This is a genomic window from Flavobacterium sp. YO64 (genome assembly GCF_004119505.1).
GTDB lineage: Bacteria > Bacteroidota > Bacteroidia > Flavobacteriales > Flavobacteriaceae > Flavobacterium > Flavobacterium oncorhynchi.
In genome coordinates this window covers 41,508-58,854 of sequence record NZ_NRQV01000015.1, presented here as the reverse complement: position 1 = coordinate 58,854, position 17,347 = coordinate 41,508, and the positions used below count along the sequence as shown (strand labels likewise).

At 32.9% G+C, this 17,347-nt stretch carries 16 protein-coding genes and 1 tRNA gene; 4 read left to right on the top strand and 13 right to left on the bottom strand.

What is annotated here, in order from left to right; translation table 11 throughout:
* Positions 1–116 precede the first annotated feature (116 nt).
* Positions 117–191: transfer RNA gene (locus tag BOW57_RS12460), tRNA-Pro, on the bottom strand.
* A gap of 177 nt (positions 192–368) precedes the next feature.
* Between BOW57_RS12460 and trxB the strand changes: the two genes are divergently transcribed.
* Positions 369–1,316: a thioredoxin-disulfide reductase gene (trxB, locus tag BOW57_RS12455; RefSeq protein WP_089054099.1), complete on the top strand. Its 948-nt coding sequence runs from the start codon at positions 369–371 to the stop codon at positions 1,314–1,316.
* Between the two features lie 128 nt (positions 1,317–1,444).
* Here the strand turns inward: trxB and BOW57_RS12450 are convergent, their stop codons facing one another.
* The 5 genes from BOW57_RS12450 to BOW57_RS12430 form a co-directional block, all read right to left on the bottom strand.
* Entirely contained in the window at positions 1,445–2,305 is an 861-nt protein-coding gene (locus tag BOW57_RS12450) for a GIN domain-containing protein (RefSeq protein WP_164973703.1), read from the bottom strand.
* Positions 2,306–2,391: 86 nt separating this feature from the next.
* The gene (locus BOW57_RS12445) at positions 2,392–3,126 is read right to left on the bottom strand and encodes a head GIN domain-containing protein (RefSeq protein ID WP_129054657.1); all 735 of its coding nucleotides are present in this window, start codon (positions 3,124–3,126) and stop codon (positions 2,392–2,394) included.
* A gap of 3 nt (positions 3,127–3,129) precedes the next feature.
* Complete coding sequence (locus BOW57_RS12440) at positions 3,130–4,851, bottom strand: PspC domain-containing protein (protein ID WP_129054655.1); 1,722 nt, start codon at positions 4,849–4,851, stop codon at positions 3,130–3,132.
* A 3-nt stretch (positions 4,852–4,854) separates the two neighbouring features.
* Positions 4,855–5,187, bottom strand: a complete 333-nt coding sequence (locus BOW57_RS12435; RefSeq protein WP_008464689.1) for a PadR family transcriptional regulator — start codon at positions 5,185–5,187, stop codon at positions 4,855–4,857.
* 128 nt (positions 5,188–5,315) lie between these two features.
* Positions 5,316–5,771, bottom strand: a complete 456-nt coding sequence (locus BOW57_RS12430) for a DUF4870 domain-containing protein (RefSeq protein ID WP_164973702.1) — start codon at positions 5,769–5,771, stop codon at positions 5,316–5,318.
* 254 nt (positions 5,772–6,025) lie between these two features.
* On the opposite strand from BOW57_RS12430, the gene BOW57_RS12425 reads away from it, so the two are divergent.
* Both BOW57_RS12425 and BOW57_RS12420 read left to right on the top strand, forming a co-directional pair.
* Positions 6,026–6,478, top strand: coding sequence for a DUF4442 domain-containing protein (locus tag BOW57_RS12425; RefSeq protein WP_129054651.1), 453 nt, complete (start codon positions 6,026–6,028; stop codon positions 6,476–6,478).
* A gap of 325 nt (positions 6,479–6,803) precedes the next feature.
* Positions 6,804–10,199: a polysaccharide deacetylase family protein gene (locus tag BOW57_RS12420; protein ID WP_129054649.1), complete on the top strand. Its 3,396-nt coding sequence runs from the start codon at positions 6,804–6,806 to the stop codon at positions 10,197–10,199.
* Positions 10,200–10,412: 213 nt separating this feature from the next.
* Here BOW57_RS12420 and BOW57_RS20635 read toward each other — a convergent pair whose 3' ends face one another.
* From BOW57_RS20635 to BOW57_RS12395, 7 genes are all read right to left on the bottom strand, one after another.
* The gene (locus tag BOW57_RS20635; protein WP_164973701.1) at positions 10,413–10,571 is read right to left on the bottom strand and encodes a hypothetical protein; all 159 of its coding nucleotides are present in this window, start codon (positions 10,569–10,571) and stop codon (positions 10,413–10,415) included.
* Positions 10,572–10,702: 131 nt separating this feature from the next.
* Positions 10,703–12,940 (bottom strand): multicopper oxidase family protein, encoded by a 2,238-nt coding sequence (locus BOW57_RS12415; protein ID WP_129054647.1) that lies wholly within the window; start codon positions 12,938–12,940, stop codon positions 10,703–10,705.
* Positions 12,941–12,949: 9 nt separating this feature from the next.
* Positions 12,950–13,075: a hypothetical protein gene (locus BOW57_RS20990; protein ID WP_256371873.1), complete on the bottom strand. Its 126-nt coding sequence runs from the start codon at positions 13,073–13,075 to the stop codon at positions 12,950–12,952.
* Positions 13,076–13,340: 265 nt separating this feature from the next.
* The gene (locus tag BOW57_RS12410; RefSeq protein WP_089054107.1) at positions 13,341–13,901 is read right to left on the bottom strand and encodes an AraC family transcriptional regulator; all 561 of its coding nucleotides are present in this window, start codon (positions 13,899–13,901) and stop codon (positions 13,341–13,343) included.
* A gap of 2 nt (positions 13,902–13,903) precedes the next feature.
* A complete protein-coding gene (locus tag BOW57_RS12405; protein ID WP_129054645.1) occupies positions 13,904–14,434 on the bottom strand; it encodes a DUF3347 domain-containing protein in 531 nt (176 codons plus the stop codon).
* A gap of 153 nt (positions 14,435–14,587) precedes the next feature.
* Complete coding sequence (locus BOW57_RS12400; protein WP_241687440.1) at positions 14,588–14,974, bottom strand: hypothetical protein; 387 nt, start codon at positions 14,972–14,974, stop codon at positions 14,588–14,590.
* Positions 14,975–15,045: 71 nt separating this feature from the next.
* Complete coding sequence (locus BOW57_RS12395; RefSeq protein ID WP_089054110.1) at positions 15,046–15,879, bottom strand: AraC family transcriptional regulator; 834 nt, start codon at positions 15,877–15,879, stop codon at positions 15,046–15,048.
* A 102-nt stretch (positions 15,880–15,981) separates the two neighbouring features.
* On the opposite strand from BOW57_RS12395, the gene BOW57_RS12390 reads away from it, so the two are divergent.
* Positions 15,982–17,148, top strand: coding sequence for an MFS transporter (locus tag BOW57_RS12390; protein WP_129054643.1), 1,167 nt, complete (start codon positions 15,982–15,984; stop codon positions 17,146–17,148).
* Positions 17,149–17,347: the final 199 nt, after the last annotated feature.

Here is a 17,347-nt window from a genome sequence, read left to right as displayed (position 1 = left end):
GTAGGCTGTAATTTGCTGTGGTCTTCCCGATCAAAATCGGGATGCGATAGCTGTTCAATTGCATTTTAAGTTTGAAGCAAAAAAAAAGTCTTTCCAAAAAAATGAAAAGACTTTTGTCGGGGTGGCAGGATTCGAACCTGCGGCCTCCTGCTCCCAAAGCAGGCGCGATAACCGGGCTACGCTACACCCCGAAGATGTATTTGTTGTACTGCCCGTAAGCGGATGCAAATATAGTAATAAATTTTGTTTACAAAAGGAAAAATGAAAAATAAATAAAACTTATTTTGAGATAGTTATTTCGGATTTATTTTGGGTGTTATTTTTTATAATAAAGTTTACATTTGCATCACAAAAAAACTATTCACATTATGTCAGATACAATCGAAAAAATTAAATGCCTTATTATAGGTTCTGGTCCTGCGGGTTATACTGCAGCAATTTATGCAGCCAGAGCAAACATGAATCCAGTGTTATATCAAGGAATGCAGCCTGGAGGTCAGTTGACTACCACTAATGAAGTTGAAAATTTCCCAGGTTATGTTGATGGTGTTACGGGACCAGAAATGATGATTCAATTACAAGAACAATCAAAACGTTTTGGTGCTGATATCCGTGATGGATGGGCTACAAAAGTTGATTTTTCAGGCGATATTCATAAAGTTTGGATTAATGATACAATCGAATTACACTGTGAAACGGTTATTATTTCTACAGGAGCATCTGCTAAATATTTAGGATTACCTTCAGAACAGCATTATTTACAAATGGGCGGCGGAGTTTCTGCTTGTGCTGTTTGCGACGGATTTTTCTACCGTAATCAAGAAGTTGTGATTGTTGGAGCAGGAGATTCTGCTTGCGAAGAAGCACATTATTTATCTAAGCTTTGTAAAAAAGTTACCATGTTAGTAAGAAGCGAAAAATTCAGAGCTTCAAAAATTATGGAAGAACGTGTTCGTAAAACTGAAAATATCGAAATTTTAATGAACCATGATACAGTTGAAGTTTTAGGTGATGAAAATGTTGTTCATGCGATAAAAGCTAAAAATAAAACTACTGGTGAAGTTTTTGATATTCCTGCGACTGGATTTTTCGTAGCAATTGGTCATAAACCAAACACAGATATTTTTGCAGATTATATTACTCTTGATGAAACAGGTTATATTGTAAATACTCCGGGAACATCTAAAACAAATGTTGAAGGTGTTTTTGTTGCTGGAGATGCTGCAGACCATGTATATCGTCAAGCAATTACTGCTGCTGGTACGGGTTGTATGGCTGCGCTTGATGCTGAAAGATATTTGGCTTCAAAGGAATAAACTAAAAGGATTATCTTTCATGTTCTTTGAATATGAAAAATGCAAATATGAAAAAAGTCCCATTCTTAATTGAATGGGACTTTTTTGTTTATTGGTTTCTTCTAAATTTTAGTGGTTTAGAAAGCTATTTACAATGTTGTTGTTTTTGCTTTTGGTGCACCCGGTTTTTTAATCAGTTTTGCTTCTTCGCTAAAGCGGGTAAGTTCTATTTTTGGATCTCCCAATAATGAGATTTCAGATTTGTCTCCAGCTGCTATTGCGATACTCGTTTCTGCTAAAATAGAAGCAATGGCAGAGCCTTCAGTTGTAACATTTGCTTCTTTTAAAGTGAATTTTGTTCCTGTAAAAACAGAATTGTTGTCTAAACGAATCGCAGCTTTTTCGGCAATTCCTTCAATTGTGGCATTGGCTTTTTGATACAAATCGCATTTAAATTTCATAGCAGAAACTAAGGTTTTTATTGAGGCATATTTGCTTAATTGTAAACTAGCTTCATCTGATTTTAAATTTAGTTCTGTTTTTGATCTGTCATCCGCAATTAAACTGAATTTTTTTGAGTTTACATTCAGCAATAATTTTGAAAAATCTATGCTCTTAAAAGTAATATCATCTAATTGAACTTCTTGAATTGCATATACAATTGCATCATTTTTAACACTGACTTTAGTCAGTGAATTTGTGTATATAACATGTACAGCAAGTTTTTTAAAAATGGTACTTTCTTTTGTAGTGAATAAACGCAGAGTTTTTTCCTTTAAATCTGTTCCAATGATATCATGAATATTATCATCAGCTTCAATTTTAATTTCGTTTTTTTCTCCTTTTTCAAGGTAAACTTCTATATTGTCTTCTACTTCGATGGCATCAAAACTTCCTACTTCTTTAATTGATGTAGTAACAATTTTAGAACCTTTTATTTTTTCTTTTTTTTGAGCAAAAGTTAATGTTGTAACTAAAAGCAATAGCAGCAGTGCAGTATTTTTTTTCATTAATTCTAGATTTGATTTTAGCAAATATAAAAAAATCATCCACTTTCGATGAATGATTTCTTTTATATTTAACAGTTAAGGGCAGCTTAACGCTGGCTTACACTTCCGCCTGAGCTTACATTTTTTTCGATTGTTTTAGGAGCAATATCATAATCAATATCACCTCCGCTCGATGCGTCTGCTTTTAAACTCACGATTGGGTGTGCAGTTATGCTTCCGCCGCTTGAAGCTTTTGCCTGCACCTCGTTTGCAAGTAATTTCTTCGCGTCAATGCTTGAACCGCTCGAAGCTTTTGTTTGAACTCGCAATGCTTTTCCTTCTATCTTAACATCACTTCCGCTGCTGCAGTTTATAATGATGTTGTCTGATTCTATATTAAGATTCATGTTTGCAGCACTTGAAGTTTCAAGCTCGATGTTTTCTCCCTGAATGATATTTTTACCTATTACAGATGATGCACTGGAAGCCTCTAATTTATTAATAACAGGCATTTTTACAGTCACCTTTTTCATCGTAATGTTTCGGAAAGAATTGAATTTGCAGTGAATAACTAAAGTTCCATTCTCAACCTTTGTGATGATTTCTTTCTGTAAATTATCATCGGCTTCTACTACAATTTCTGTAGCATCAGATTGTTCGATTACCAAGTCAATAGCATTGCTGACTTTTACGTTCTGAAAATCCCCTTGAACAATTCTTTTTTCGATGGTTACGTGTCCGCTTCCTTCAATTGTCTTCATGTTAAAATTACAAGAGGCAAATAATAATGCGGTGATAGTCGCAACAATAAATTTTGTAATATGAATGATTATTTTGATCATGGCTTAGTTAATTTTAATTACAACTCCGTTTTTATCAGTGGTTAGCTTTCCATTAGTTTTTTTTCCGTTAAGAACTTCTTTTCCATTTATTTTAATAGAAACTTCTTTTACTGTATCATTATCAATTTGGTTAACTTCCTCTACATCGTCATATTCATTTTCGTCAGCTGGGCAGTTTAAACATTTAATTTTTGATCCTTCAACTTTGTAGTTGTAGTTTCCGCTAAAATGCAGATTAAAAAAATCATCTTCAGAATCATCATAATCTTGTACAGATGCGTCTGGTTTAAATAACTGCCCTTCTGGTAAGTATAAGTATACGTCAACTTCTTGGCCTCTAAATTTGTTCTTTACATCTGTAAGAAAATAGTTGTCCAAAATTAAAGAATTTCCTTTAACTTGAAATTTATAGTCAATTTTTTCTGCTCTTTGTTTTGCTGCAATAAATGAGTTACCTCTTGCGCTTTTTTCTATTTGAATATATGGAGCAGCTTCATCAGTGTGTAAAACATGTAAGCGAACATCATTAGAATAGATTAATTGATTGTTTGCTGAATCTTGTACAAATTCAAATTCGCTGCGGTGATTCAGATCTTTTGCATAATAATCATTGTATCTGAATTTTACAAACAAAGTATCTTTTGTACTAATGTTAAGTGCTTTTTTCTCTACGGTTTTATTGTCGTATGAAATTTCAGTAGCTTGTTTAATTCCAATGCTGATTGCGATTGCAACAGCAATAATCCAAATTGCCAGCAAAGTGTATTTTGTGATGTTTCCGATTGATTTTAAACTTGGAGACAATAGTTTGAATCCTAATAAAGTCAAAAAGAAAAACGGAATCCCAACTGCAAAGAACATTAATAAACCAAACGACCATATAGGATAATCTGTAAAGTTCCCAGCGTCGACGAAGTTTTGCCAAGGAAAGTCAACAAAAACATTAGTTCCAAGAGTAAAAACTCCAATCAGTAACATAATCAAAACACTAATTCCAGACATGATTAAAATTACGCCTAAAAATTTAGCGAAGATTTTAAAGATGGTCATGACAAAGTCTCCAAATGAACTACTTATTCTCTCAGCTCCCGACTTTACTTGGTTTCCCATTTTGTCATAATCTGCATTTTTAAATTTATCAGATAATGAATCAATTTCTTCACGTACTTTTTTTTCGATGTTTGAAATGGTTACCGGCTCACCTGTCATCTCCAATTTTTCCGAAGTTGTTACCGCTTCAGGAGTTACAACCCATAGTACGAAGTACGCTAGAATTCCAGTTCCAAAACCTGCAAAAACAAATACTAAGAATAAGATTTTGATCCATACAGCATCAATTCCAAAATAATGTCCTAATCCAGTTGCTACACCGCCAATCATACCTTTTTCTTTATCACGGTATAATTTTTTGTGTTTTCTTGCACCGTAATTATTAAAAGATTGAGATGATTTTTCTTCGTCTTCAATGATGTAGTCTTCAGGTTGTCCCATTACCGTAATCACTTCGTCAACATCTTTTAGTCCTACAACATGTTTTTCGCTTTTTTGTTTTTCTGTTAATAATTCAGAAACGCGCATTTCGATGTCTTTGATGATTTCATCTTGACCAGACGAATTATTAAGAGATCTTTTTATAGCGTCAAAATAGCGTGTCAATTTTAAATATGCATCTTCATCGATGTGAAAAAACATACCGCCTAAGTTAATATTTACTGTTTTGTTCATGACTTATTGATTTTGATTGGTGATTAGATTTACAGCATCAGATAATTCTGTCCAGGTGCCGCTAAGTTCGTTTAAAAATGTTTGTCCTATCTCGGTTAATCCATAATATTTTCGAGGCGGCCCTGAGGTCGATTCTTCCCAGCGATAATTTAGTAAACCGTCATTTTTCAGCCTAGTTAAAAGTGGATATACAGTTCCTTCAACAACTAGTAATTTTGCGTTTTTTAAAGTGTCTAATATTTCAGATGTATATGCGTCTTTTTCTTTTAATACTGATAAGATGCAAAACTCAAGAACACCTTTGCGCATCTGTGCTTTTGTGTTTTCAATGTTCATAATTTCATTTTGTTTTTTTTAGATTGAACAATTCGTTTTTTGATTGATGATGATTGATTGATGATTGAATTCGAAACCATTCTTGTTGATTGCTTGTAAAGTTTCGACTATAACTTTTAATTTGTTGATTACTTTATAAAAGGAATCGTGAGCGGATATTTATATAATTCTCCGTTTGAAGCTTTTATTGAAGCATAAATCACTAAAAAGAATTCAACAAATTTTAAAACTCCAAAAAGTAAAACTGCTGTTAAACCAATACTTATTAATCCAATGTTTCCTTCGAAGTTGAAATTTCTGATGACAAAATTGTCGTCATTAAAAACTGCTTGCATTGGAATGTTCTGCAGGATAACGGCAAAGAAAATTGGAATTGCAATTAAAGCTAAAACTAAAGTGTAAAGCAATAAACTCAATTGAAAATTCAATGTCTGCTTTCCGTGGTGATTTACAAATTCTGATTTGTCTTTGTAACTCGTCCAGATTAATATTGGAAAAATGTAATTTCCAAATGGAATAATGTACTGAGTTAACGTACTTAAATGTGTGAACGTTGCAGTGTTCTTTTCTGATGTTGTTTCCATGATGAGTGGTGTTGTTGTTTCCATGATTAAAAGTATATAGTAATTTCTTATACAAATATATGGCTAAAAGACAGTATCTTGTTTTGCATAGTACCAAATATTAACAAAATTTTAACAAGTTTCGGATTTTAAAAATACCTATAAAAGACTGAAAACCATTCGTAAGTCCTGTTTTTACTGCTGATTTAGGAAAGTAAAAGCAATTTATTGTGCGCGCATAGTTTTTTTGTATTTTTACAAAAAAAATAAATTCTATGGCTGTATCAGTTTCTAAACTCAACAAATTTGTATTATTCAAATTACCATCTGCATACATTTGTGGTGTACGTGTAAAGGCAATCGACAAAGACAGATGTATAGTAAGTGTTAAACACCGTTGGATAAACCAAAATCCTTTCAATTCAATGTATTTTGCAGTTCAAGCAATGGCTGCCGAATTAACAACGGGAGCTATGGTAATTTCTCAAATACAAGAAAGCGGTAAAAAAATCTCAATGCTTGTTGCTAATAATAAAGGAAACTTCACCAAAAAAGCAACTGGCCGAATTACTTTTGTTTGTAATGACGGGCACTTAATTGCCGATGCAATCCAAAGAACAATAGAAACAGGCGAGGGACAAACGTTTTGGATGAAATCTATAGGAACAAATGAAGATGGAGTTCAGGTTTCGGAAATGGATTTTGAATGGAGTGTTCGACTTAAATAAAATAGCAATAAAGAAATATTATATATGACCTGTTCTAAACAGGTCATTTTTTTTGCGTAATGTTTTGTAAGATGCTGAATTTTATTGTTTTAGTTTGTTTTTTGCAGGATTTACTTTTGTAATTTTATTCGAAATTACTGCTGTATATAAAATTAGTTTATTAATGCGATCTTCATTTAGTAATAATAATTTTATAATTTAAAGAATTGTCTTTATGTCGTAAGTGTTTCATTTATAATAAGATATAGGATTTTATTGATGTTGTTGAAGGCTTTAAAGATTTCAGATTAATTTTTTAATGGCATTTATCTAAAAAGAAAAGTTTATGGATGGTAAAAAGCAAGTATTTCAGACCGTAACTCAAAAACGCTGGAAAACTTTTCAATGGTCAAGTCGGCTTATTTTGTTTATTCTTATTTTAATGGTTCCCATCTTTTTTATCACTTTAAAAAGAGGATTAAAGCCGCCATTACCGCTTTTAGCCAATAGCAGTCGGGCAGGACATAGTTTAGAAAATCCTGTTACGCCTAAAAATCTGACAGATAAAGAACTTAAAAAATTTAAAGGTTTTGATTATTTCTTACGAGCAAAAAGCAAAATAGATAAATTAAAAAAACAGTCTGCTGTTGCAAAAACAGCTTCAGAAGTTAGAGCTGCTTTTTATGTAGACTGGGATCCGCAAAGTTTATTTTCGCTTCAAAAAAATATTGACAAACTCAATATGGTCATTCCTGAATGGTTTTTTATTGATCCTAAAACGGATTTATTGCGAACAGAAATTGATACAGCAGCATTAAAAGTAATGAAAAAAGGGAAGGTTAAAATTCTTCCTCTAATTAATAATATAAATGAATCTTTAGGCGAAGGTGAATTTGACGGGGATCTTATTCATCGCATTCTTCATGATACAAACAAAAGGGAAAGACTTATTAATGACATTGTAAAGGCTTTGAAAAAATATGATTTGCAAGGAATAAATATCGATTTTGAAGAATTTAAGGAAAATGCAGACGAACCAATAATTGCTTTTCAAAAAGCATTATATGAAAAACTGCATCCAATGGGATATCTTGTCACGCAGGATATTATGGCAGGTGATGATGATTTTAATGTAAAAGCATTGTCAAAATACAATGACTATATGTTTCTTATGGCTTATGATGAGCATTATGCTAATAGTATTCCCGGAGCTGTAAGCAGTCAAAAATGGATAGAACGAATTGTAGATAAAACGGCAAAAGAAATTCCGTCAGAAAAAATCATTTTATGTTTTGCGGGTTATGGATACGATTGGCAGGAAAAAGAGGAGGGAGAAACCATCACGTATGATCAAGCAATTGCAATTGCCAAACAATATAATGCCACGATAAAGTTTGATAATAACAGTTACAATAACTCCTTTAAATACACAGACAGCAACGGAAAAAAACATGAAGTAGATTTTGAAGATGCCGCGACAAATTTTAACACGATCAGGTTTAGTGACGAATACGGTTTGGCAGGAACTGCTTTATGGCGTTTAGGCAGCGAAGATCAACGTTTATGGACTTATTATCATCGAAGTTTAACAAACGAAAGTCTTAAGAATAAGCCTTTTGATTTTAAAGTGATGAAACGTGTCAATACACGAATAGAAAGTCCTGCCTATATTGGCGATGGAGAAATATTAAATGTTATTGCTGATCCCGCGCCTGGAAAAATTGAATTGGAAATCAATAAAGAGGAAACAATCATTACCGAACAGAGATATGTAGAATTACCAACTAAATACGTAATCAGCAAATTTGGAAACGTAAACAAACAAGTTATTTTAACTTTTGATGACGGACCTGATCCTATTTATACACCAGAGATTTTAGATATTTTAAAGAGAGAAAAAGTACCAGCCGTTTTTTTTGTCATTGGTATTCAAGGAGAAAACAATATTCCGTTGTTGCAAAGAATTTACAAAGAGGGGCACGAAATAGGGAATCATACTTTTACTCATCCCAATATTGCTTTGGTAAGTCCGGAAAGGGCTGCTAAAGAAATGGAAACAACACGATTGTTAATCGAAGCAGTTACCGGAAGAAGTACGGTTCTTTTTAGAGCGCCTTATAATGCAGATGCTGAGCCAACCACAGAAGCTGAACTCAAACCAATTGCTTTAAGTAAAGCTCAAAATTATTATACAGTCGGCGAAAGTATAGATCCTAACGATTGGGAAAAAGGTGTCAGTGCTGATTCTATTTATAAGAGAACAATATCGCAATATGAGGCAAATCCTGATAAAGGTATTATTTTGCTTCATGACGCCGGCGGAAACAGAGAGGCTACTGTTACCGCTTTGCCGCGAATCATTAAATATTTTAAAGACAGAAATATTCAGTTTACAACAGTTTCTCATTTGCTGGGTAAAACTAAAGAGGAGATTATGCCGGAAGCAAAGGGGCCGTTTATTTCATTGGATAATTTTATTTTCGATTTTGGATATTGGTTTGGACATTTTATTACAGCGACATTTTGGGTTGCCATTTTTCTTGGGTTCTTAAGAATTGCGTTAATGGCTGTCATGGCTTTTATAAAAAAATGGAAAGATCACAAATATCCGCCAGTTTATAAAGACTTCGAAGGTGAGCTTCCAAAGGTAAGCATTATTGTTCCTGCCTATAATGAAGAAATAAATGCTGTAAAAACAATCGAAAATTTATTGGGTCAGGATTATCCTTTCTTTGATATTGTTTTTGTTGATGATGGTTCTAAAGACAAAACTTTTGCAATGATCAAAGAAGCTTTTGCTAATAACCCGAAAGTAAAAGTACAGACGAAACCAAACGGAGGAAAAGCATCGGCATTAAATTACGGAATTGCGTTAACTCAAAATGATTATGTAATTTGTATTGATGCTGATACACAACTAAAAACGGATGCTGTTTCGCAATTAATGAAAGGATTTAGAATTCAGTTAAAAAACAATGAAGAAATTGGCGCTATTGCAGGAAATGTAAAAGTAGGAAATGAAAATACAATGCTTACGAAATGGCAGAGTATTGAATATACGACGGCACAAAATTTTGATAGAAGAGCTTTTGATTTAATCAACGGAATTACGGTTGTTCCTGGAGCAATTGGTGCGTTTAAAAAAGAAGCGATAGAAAAAGCCGGAGGATTTACAACTGATACTCTTGCAGAAGACTGCGATTTAACGATTCGTATTTTAAGAAACGACTACCATATTATAAATTGTATTGAAGCGGTAGCGGTAACAGAAGCTCCCGAAAGTTTGAAGGAGTTTATGAAACAGCGTTTTCGCTGGAGTTATGGTATTATGCAGGCTTTTTGGAAAAATAGAGATGCTTGTTTTAATCCAAGATATAAAGGGTTAGGAATGGTCGCTTTGCCTAATATTCTGCTTTTTCAAATTGTGCTGCCTATTTTTGCACCTTTGGCAGATTTAGTTCTTATTTTAAGTTTATTTTGGAATTATAATGATCCTGACAGTCTTCATAAAATACTAATTTACTATATAGCATTTATGTTGGTTGATATGCTGGTTAGTGTAATAGCTTTTATTTTTGAGAAAGAAAAGCTGACCAAATTAATATGGTTAATTCCACAGCGATTTGTGTACAGACAATTGATGTATGTAATTTTATTTAAAGCATTACGAAGAGCAATAAAAGGCGAAAGTCAAAGCTGGGGAGTTCTCACACGAACAGGAAATGTGGCAATGGTAAAATAGTTTTTGAAGTTTTTTGCCACAGATTAAAAGGATTTCTTTATCAAAGTTGGTTACGAGTTTTCTCGCCGCGAATTTCACGAATTAGCACGAATTCTTTGTGACAATTTAAGCGTACTTTAAATTAGTGTCAATTCGTGAAATTCGCGGCGAAAAAAAAAACATAAAAAAAGGCCTCAAATATTTGAGGCCTTTTGCTTTTAATAAATGCTGCAATTATTTTTTAGAGCAGCATTTTTTGTCTTTTTTATCATCTGCTTTTTTAGAACAAGATTCTTTTTTAGCTTTTTCTTTTTTCGGAGCTGGTTTTGTGTCTTGTGCTTGTGCACCAATTGTAAATAAGGCGATTGCTAAAAGGGTAAATAATTTTTTCATTTTTTGTGTAATTTAATTGTTAGGTAATATTCTTTTTTTGATTGAAAAATGTTAAGTCAAATATAACACGATTTAGTTTTGAAAATTGTCAACAATAAGTTAATGAGAGAAAAAAAGCATTAAAATTAGTGTTAATAATTCAAATTAATTCCAAAACCAATTCCCATATCGCTGTCATAGTGCGTTGTGATCCCAAAGTTTCTGCCCGCTACATATTTTAAACCCGCCATATATTCCTTGTCCGTATTCCACATTAGATTCATTCGCAAGCGTCTTGAAAGAGGAATATCTTTTCGTTCAAACTGTATTCTCACATTACCATCAGTGTAAACCTCAACTTGTGCTTTTACAAGCATTGGTAAAGTATATTCGATACCAGCGCTAAGAACCGAACGATTGTCTTTGGTATTCTTTTGACCAAACATATTTTGTTCCTGTTCATCCATTCCCATTTTTCGGTATCGCCAGTCAAAACCTATAAAAGGCATAAACCATTGCATTTTTCCAATGTATCGGCCAATGTGTGTTTCGGTTTCATAACCATGTTTGTCATTATAACCTAATCTCCATTCTGTTCCAATGCTCCATCTTGTGTTGCCAAGCATTGCTTCTCCATCGTTTCCATTTGAAGCAAAATCATTTTCGGCCATAAAATGAAACATACGATCGTCCATTTTTAGCATTTTGTCCGCCATTTTAGGATCATGAATCAACGGATTTGGAGCTGAATTTTCATAAGTAAAAATACGTCCCATTCCTGCCATCATATGATACAAAATGTGGCAATGAAAAAACCAATCGCCATCAGTATTTGCCTGAAATTCGATTGTGTCTGTTTCCATTGGCATAATGTCGATAACATTTTTCAGCGGAGAATAATCGCCGTGTTCATTCAAAATTCTAAAATCATGTCCGTGTAAGTGCATTGGGTGGCGCATCATTGATCCGTTGTACAATACAATACGTACGTTTTCGCCTTTTTTGATTAAGATTTTATCTGTTTCAGAAATTACTTTGTTGTCTAAACTCCAAACATAGCGATTCATATTTCCAGATAACTCAAAACGTAATTCTTTTACAGGAGCATCTTTGGGCAGCGTTGTTATTGTTGGAGATTTTAGCATTCCGTAATTTAAAGTTGTGATCTCGGCAGTTTCAGTCGTATCACTTGACATTTTCATGCCGCTCATATCATGTTTCGAATGATCTACTTTTTTCATTGATTCCTCTTCTCCAGAAATTTCAGGATACATCACAGCATTCATGTCCATTTTGTTGAGAGACATTTTCATACCCATATCATTCATTTCGCCGTTCATTTTCATCATGTCATTCATCATTTGCATACCCTCAAAATATTTCAATTTTGGAAGATGTGAAACAGGCTGTTTGGCTCCTGCTCCTAAAAACAAAGAAGCTGATCCAGTTCTGTCTTCGGCTGTAGCCAAAAAAGCAAAAGATTTGTTGTTTTCAGGAATTGTTACAACTACGTCATAAGTTTCAGAAACAGCAATAATCAATCGATCGACTTCTACAGGTTCAACATCATTACCATCGCTGGCTACAACCGTTATTTTCCCGCCGCCATACGTCAGCCAGAAATAACTTGAAGCACCTCCGTTTGCAATTCGCAGTCTCACTTTATCGCCTGCTTTAAATTGCGAAAGCTGATCTTCGTTTTTCCCATTAATCAAAAACTTTTCATAATAAACATCACTCACATCCATGGCATTCATGCGTTTCCATTCGTTGGTGACTTTTGTCGAGAATTTCCCTTTTTGAATTGCCTCGGCATAACTTTGTGTTGTTCCTTTTTTTATAGCAAACCAATCGTTAGCATTGTGCAGCATTCGTTGTACATTCTCTGGTTTTAAATCAGTCCACTCGCTTAAAATTACTGGAATAGTGGGTAAATCATCAATGCCTTTTCTAAAAGTAGGATCGTCTTTCTTTTTGTTGATAATAAAGAGACCATATAGACCTATTTGTTCCTGTAAACCTGAATGGCTGTGATACCAATAAGTTCCGTTCTGGATTATAGGAAAAGTATATTTATGAGTTGTTCCCGGTTTTATAGGCATTTGTGTTAAATAAGGAACACCGTCTTCTTTATTTGGCAAAAATAAACCGTGCCAGTGCATTGCTGTGTTTTCCTTTTTTAAATCATTGTGCACATAAATTTCGGCAATATCACCTTCGGTAAAAGTCAAAGTCGGCATTGGGATTTTTCCATTTACAGTAAGTGCACGTTTTTCTTTTCCTGAGAAATTTACGATCGTGTCGCGAACGTGTAAATCGTACCGAACTACTTTTTGTGCTTGGGCACTAAAGGCGATCAAAAAAGTAATTATAATAGTATATAGTTTCATATTGATTTTTTAAAGATTAAGATTTCGTAATTGTAAATGTTGTACGATTGCAGAAACCGAACTTAAACTCATTGCTGAAGCGGTCTGAATTCCTTCAATAATGTTTAAGGTTTTCTGACTTTTTACGATAATCATTGCATGACATTCTTGAAGTTATATATTGATGAGTCATTGTTTTATCTTTTTTAGTTATTACAATGCAAATGTCCGAAGTAAGGTTTATTTCGGGTTGTATAATTATAAGAATGATTTGTAATATTTAGGAAAAGGTATTTAACCGCAAAGCACGTAAAGAATATCATTTTTTGTATAATTTTCCGTTTCTCGAAATGACAAACGATATGTTTAATTAATTAAAAAAAACAACATGTTTCTTTGCGTGCTTTACGGTTTTAAAAAATTACAAATTCTCAATATGAATACGTTTTTTATCTTTCAATTGTTTAAAATTAGTAGGTGTGTAGCTTGTTACTTTTTTGAACTGATTGCTTAAATGCGCTACATTACTGTAGTTTAGCATATCAGCAATTTCGCTTAGCGAAAGTTCATTGTAAATCAATAACTCCTTTACCTTTTCTATTTTTTGACAGATAAAATATTTTTCAATCGTGGTGTTTTCAATTTCTGAAAATAAATTGCTCAATGAATTATAATCCTGATTTAGATTCTCTGCTAAATAATCAGATAAATTGGTTTTGAGTTCTACATTTTTGTGATGAACTAAATCAATAATAAGATTCTTAATCTTCTCTATTGTTTTACTTTTTTTATCATCGATTAAATCAAAACCTAAAGATTGAAGATTCTTAAGTAAAATTTCTTTTTGATTTTCAGTAATGACGTCTTGTAATTTGACTTCGCCTAATTCTACAGAAATAGTTTGAAGTCCAAGTTTTTCAAGCTCAGACTTCACAACCATATTACAACGAGCGCACACCATGTTTTTGATGTAGAGCGTCATATTTATTTGATAGTTTCTACTACGTTTCCGCAAGTTAGCATTGAAGAGCCATAATATGGATTTTTAACCGCTTTTTCTTTGCTCAACCAATCAGCATCAGCCATTGGGCAATGTTGTTTGTAAACAACTTCATTAGATTTTGAAACTTTGATTAAATCATAAGTGTTTTTAGTCAACGATTTAAAAGTTTCACGTTGTTTTTTAAGGTCGCTGGTTGTAGAAATGCTTTTTGCATCAGCAGTCATTTTTTTTACTGCTTTCATCCAAACATTATGTTCTTCATTTTTCAGTTTGTCCATTTTAACTTCTGTAATTGCAGCCAATAAATCTTTTGCTTTCGCCGAAGTTAATTTGGCATCACTTTTTATTAAAGCGTCTTTTACTGCAAAATAAGCGTCATAAACAGATTGTAATTGATTTGAATCAGCAATCTCTGTTGCAGTTGATTCTGTTGCGATTGTATTGGCTTGCGCAAAATTTACAGAAAATAATAATGCGATTGCTAGTGCTATTGTAGATGTGAAATTTTTCATTTTTTCTAAATTTGATAAAAAGGATTTTAATTTTTCCTTTTAAATTTAATATGTTTTTTTTTAAGTCTCGATATTAAGTTATTTGCGTCTTTTGTATGAAAAACCATATATTGGAGGCTGGTTTAGATCCAATTATGGCTGTCGCAAATACAATTATTTTATTTTGGGCAGGAGCCAAATAGAAGTAAAACCATCTGAAATAGCAGCGGTTTTGTGAAACGAGATTGATTTCTCGGTAGAGAAATTAAACAAATCAGTGTCAAATTCAAATTCATTAAAAGCGATCAAGCTAAACGATAAAGCAGTTGGTGTGCATCCAGAGTGATCACATTTTCCGTTACAGCCATGTTGATCTTTTTTAGGACTTTGATCTTTTTTACAGCACTCTTTCTTGCAAGTATCAAGGTTTTCCTTTTTTGAAGAAGTACTTTTTTCATGTGAAGTTTTTTCAGAAGAGCGTCCACAAGCATAACTCTCAGCTGACATCAAAAAGACACCAAGAGTTAAAAATAGATATAATATGTGGATTTTTTTCGTCAATTAGAATTGTTTTATAAGTACAAATTTAAAGAAATTTTTTAAGAGCACCTATATATTTAAGATTTTGAATGTTACGTTTTTTTAAAATCTGTGGGATTCATGTTTTTTCTCTTTTTGAAATAATTCGATAAATGACTTTCATCTGTAAAACCGAATTCGTAGGCAATTTGTTTAATAGGTAATTGATTATTGTGAATTCTTTTTTCTATTAAAGTAGTTCTCAGATTATGTATATAATCTCTGTAACTTATAGAAAAGGTTCTTTTAAAATAAGCACTGAAATAGGTTTGCGCTATATTAAAATGATCCGCTATAACTTTAATTTGAACAAGTTTTGGCTGGTAAATATTTTGATGTATATAAGTTGCTATTTGTTCATTGTCGATATGAGCCGATTTCATTTGCAAGTTCATTCCTCTGATTGTTTCTTTAATCAAACCAAATATGGAAAGAATTTGATAAAAGACAATAGGCGAAGTAGTAACATCTATCTTGCAGTTGTAAGCCGTAATGTTTTCGACTGTATTTTTTAGAATCGTTTTGCAAGGATCATCTAATTTTAAAACAGTTTCTTTTAGGAGTTTATCCCGCATAAAATCCTCCGGCGTATGTAGGAGCAAATCATCGCAAAAAAGATTTTTATTTGAGTTGAAATAATTATCGGTAAACTTGATATAAACAAATCGAGTTGTTTTTTTTATATCAAAGTAATGCTTGTCTTCTGGCGAAATTACAAATAGATCACCTGATTTATAAGGAAGCAGGTTATTGTTCAAATGATGAACTCCGTTTCCTTTTTTGATATAAATGATTTCGTAGTAAGTATGCGTATGTGGAGGCAGGTGAAATTTGTCATCTTCAAATTCATCAATAACCAAAGTTTTGAATTGATTTAATTTTGGCATAACTTAAATTTACAAGTTTATATCGCAAATGTACAATTTTCATTCAAACGTATAGTGTTAAATTTGCAACATAGAAAATCTATTCCTTTCTTATAAAAACAAATGAAAAAAAGTCTTATTGCGCTCTCATTTGGAGGCTTAACTATTGGTATTACAGAATTTGTAATGATGGGTCTGCTTCCAGATATTGCTTCAAATATGAAAGTGTCGATTCCGGTTGCTGGATATCTTATTTCGGCATATGCACTTGGTGTTGTTATTGGAGCACCATTACTAGTAATTCTTGGAAGAAACTTTCCGCCCAAAAAAATGCTCTTAATTTTGGCATTAATGTTAACTGTTTTTAATGCGCTTTCAATTATTGCTCCAACCTATAACTTTTTGTTTGCTTCGCGATTTTTGTCTGGTTTACCGCACGGTGCCTTTTTTGGTGTTGGTGCTGTAGTAGCAAGTCGTTTGGCTGATAAAGGAAAAGAAGCTCAGGCAATTGCTATTATGTTTTCGGGTTTAACTTTGGCTAATTTAATTGGAGTTCCAATAGGAACTTATATAGGACATCACTTTTTATGGCGCTATACCTTTGTATTGATTACAATTGTTGGACTGCTCACTTTTTTATTCATTTATTTATGGATGCCGAGTTTAGAAAAAGGAGAGACTGTTAATATGAAAAAACAATTGGAGTTTTTCAAGAAAACTGAAGCTTGGCTGATTATTGGAATTACAGCAATTGGTTTTGGAGGATTGTTTGCTTGGATTAGTTATATTGCTCCCTTGTTGATTAATGTTTCTAAATTCTCTGAAGGTGATGTTTCTTCTATTTTAGTTTTGGCGGGGCTTGGAATGGTGGTCGGAAATTTTGCAGGTGGTAAACTGGCTGATAAATTTTCACCCGCGCCAACCACATTGGCTTTACTGTTTGTTATGTCAATCGATTTGATTTTGGTTTACTTTTTCTCTTCAAATCAATACGTGTCGTTGTTTTTGACATTTTTAACTGGATGTATTTCTTTTTCGGTAATAGCGCCAATTCAAATGCTTATGATACGAACTGCGAAAGGTGCTGAGATGATTGCTTCTGCTGCGCTTCAAGGAAGTTTTAATATTGGAAATGCTTTGGGAGCGTTTTTAGGCGGACTGCCTTTGACGGCCGGTTATAGTTATGCTTCACCAAATTTAATAGGAGTAGGAATGTCTATTGTGGGAATGCTTATAACGATTACTTTAATAAGAGCACATAGGAACAACTTGAAACTTCAAAGAATCTAATTGTTTCTTTCTTTTTAAATTTTATTTAAACCCTTAGATATTTTCTGAGGGTTTTTTTATGGCTTTATATTATTTGTTGAGGTCGAAAAGTGTTTAATGTTTTAAAAGTTTATCTCGAGTATTTTACTGCTGTCTTTTTGTAAAGAAAAACTTTGTAAAAAAAGGAGAGCGATATAAAGTTTGGTTTTGTGCTTTTTGT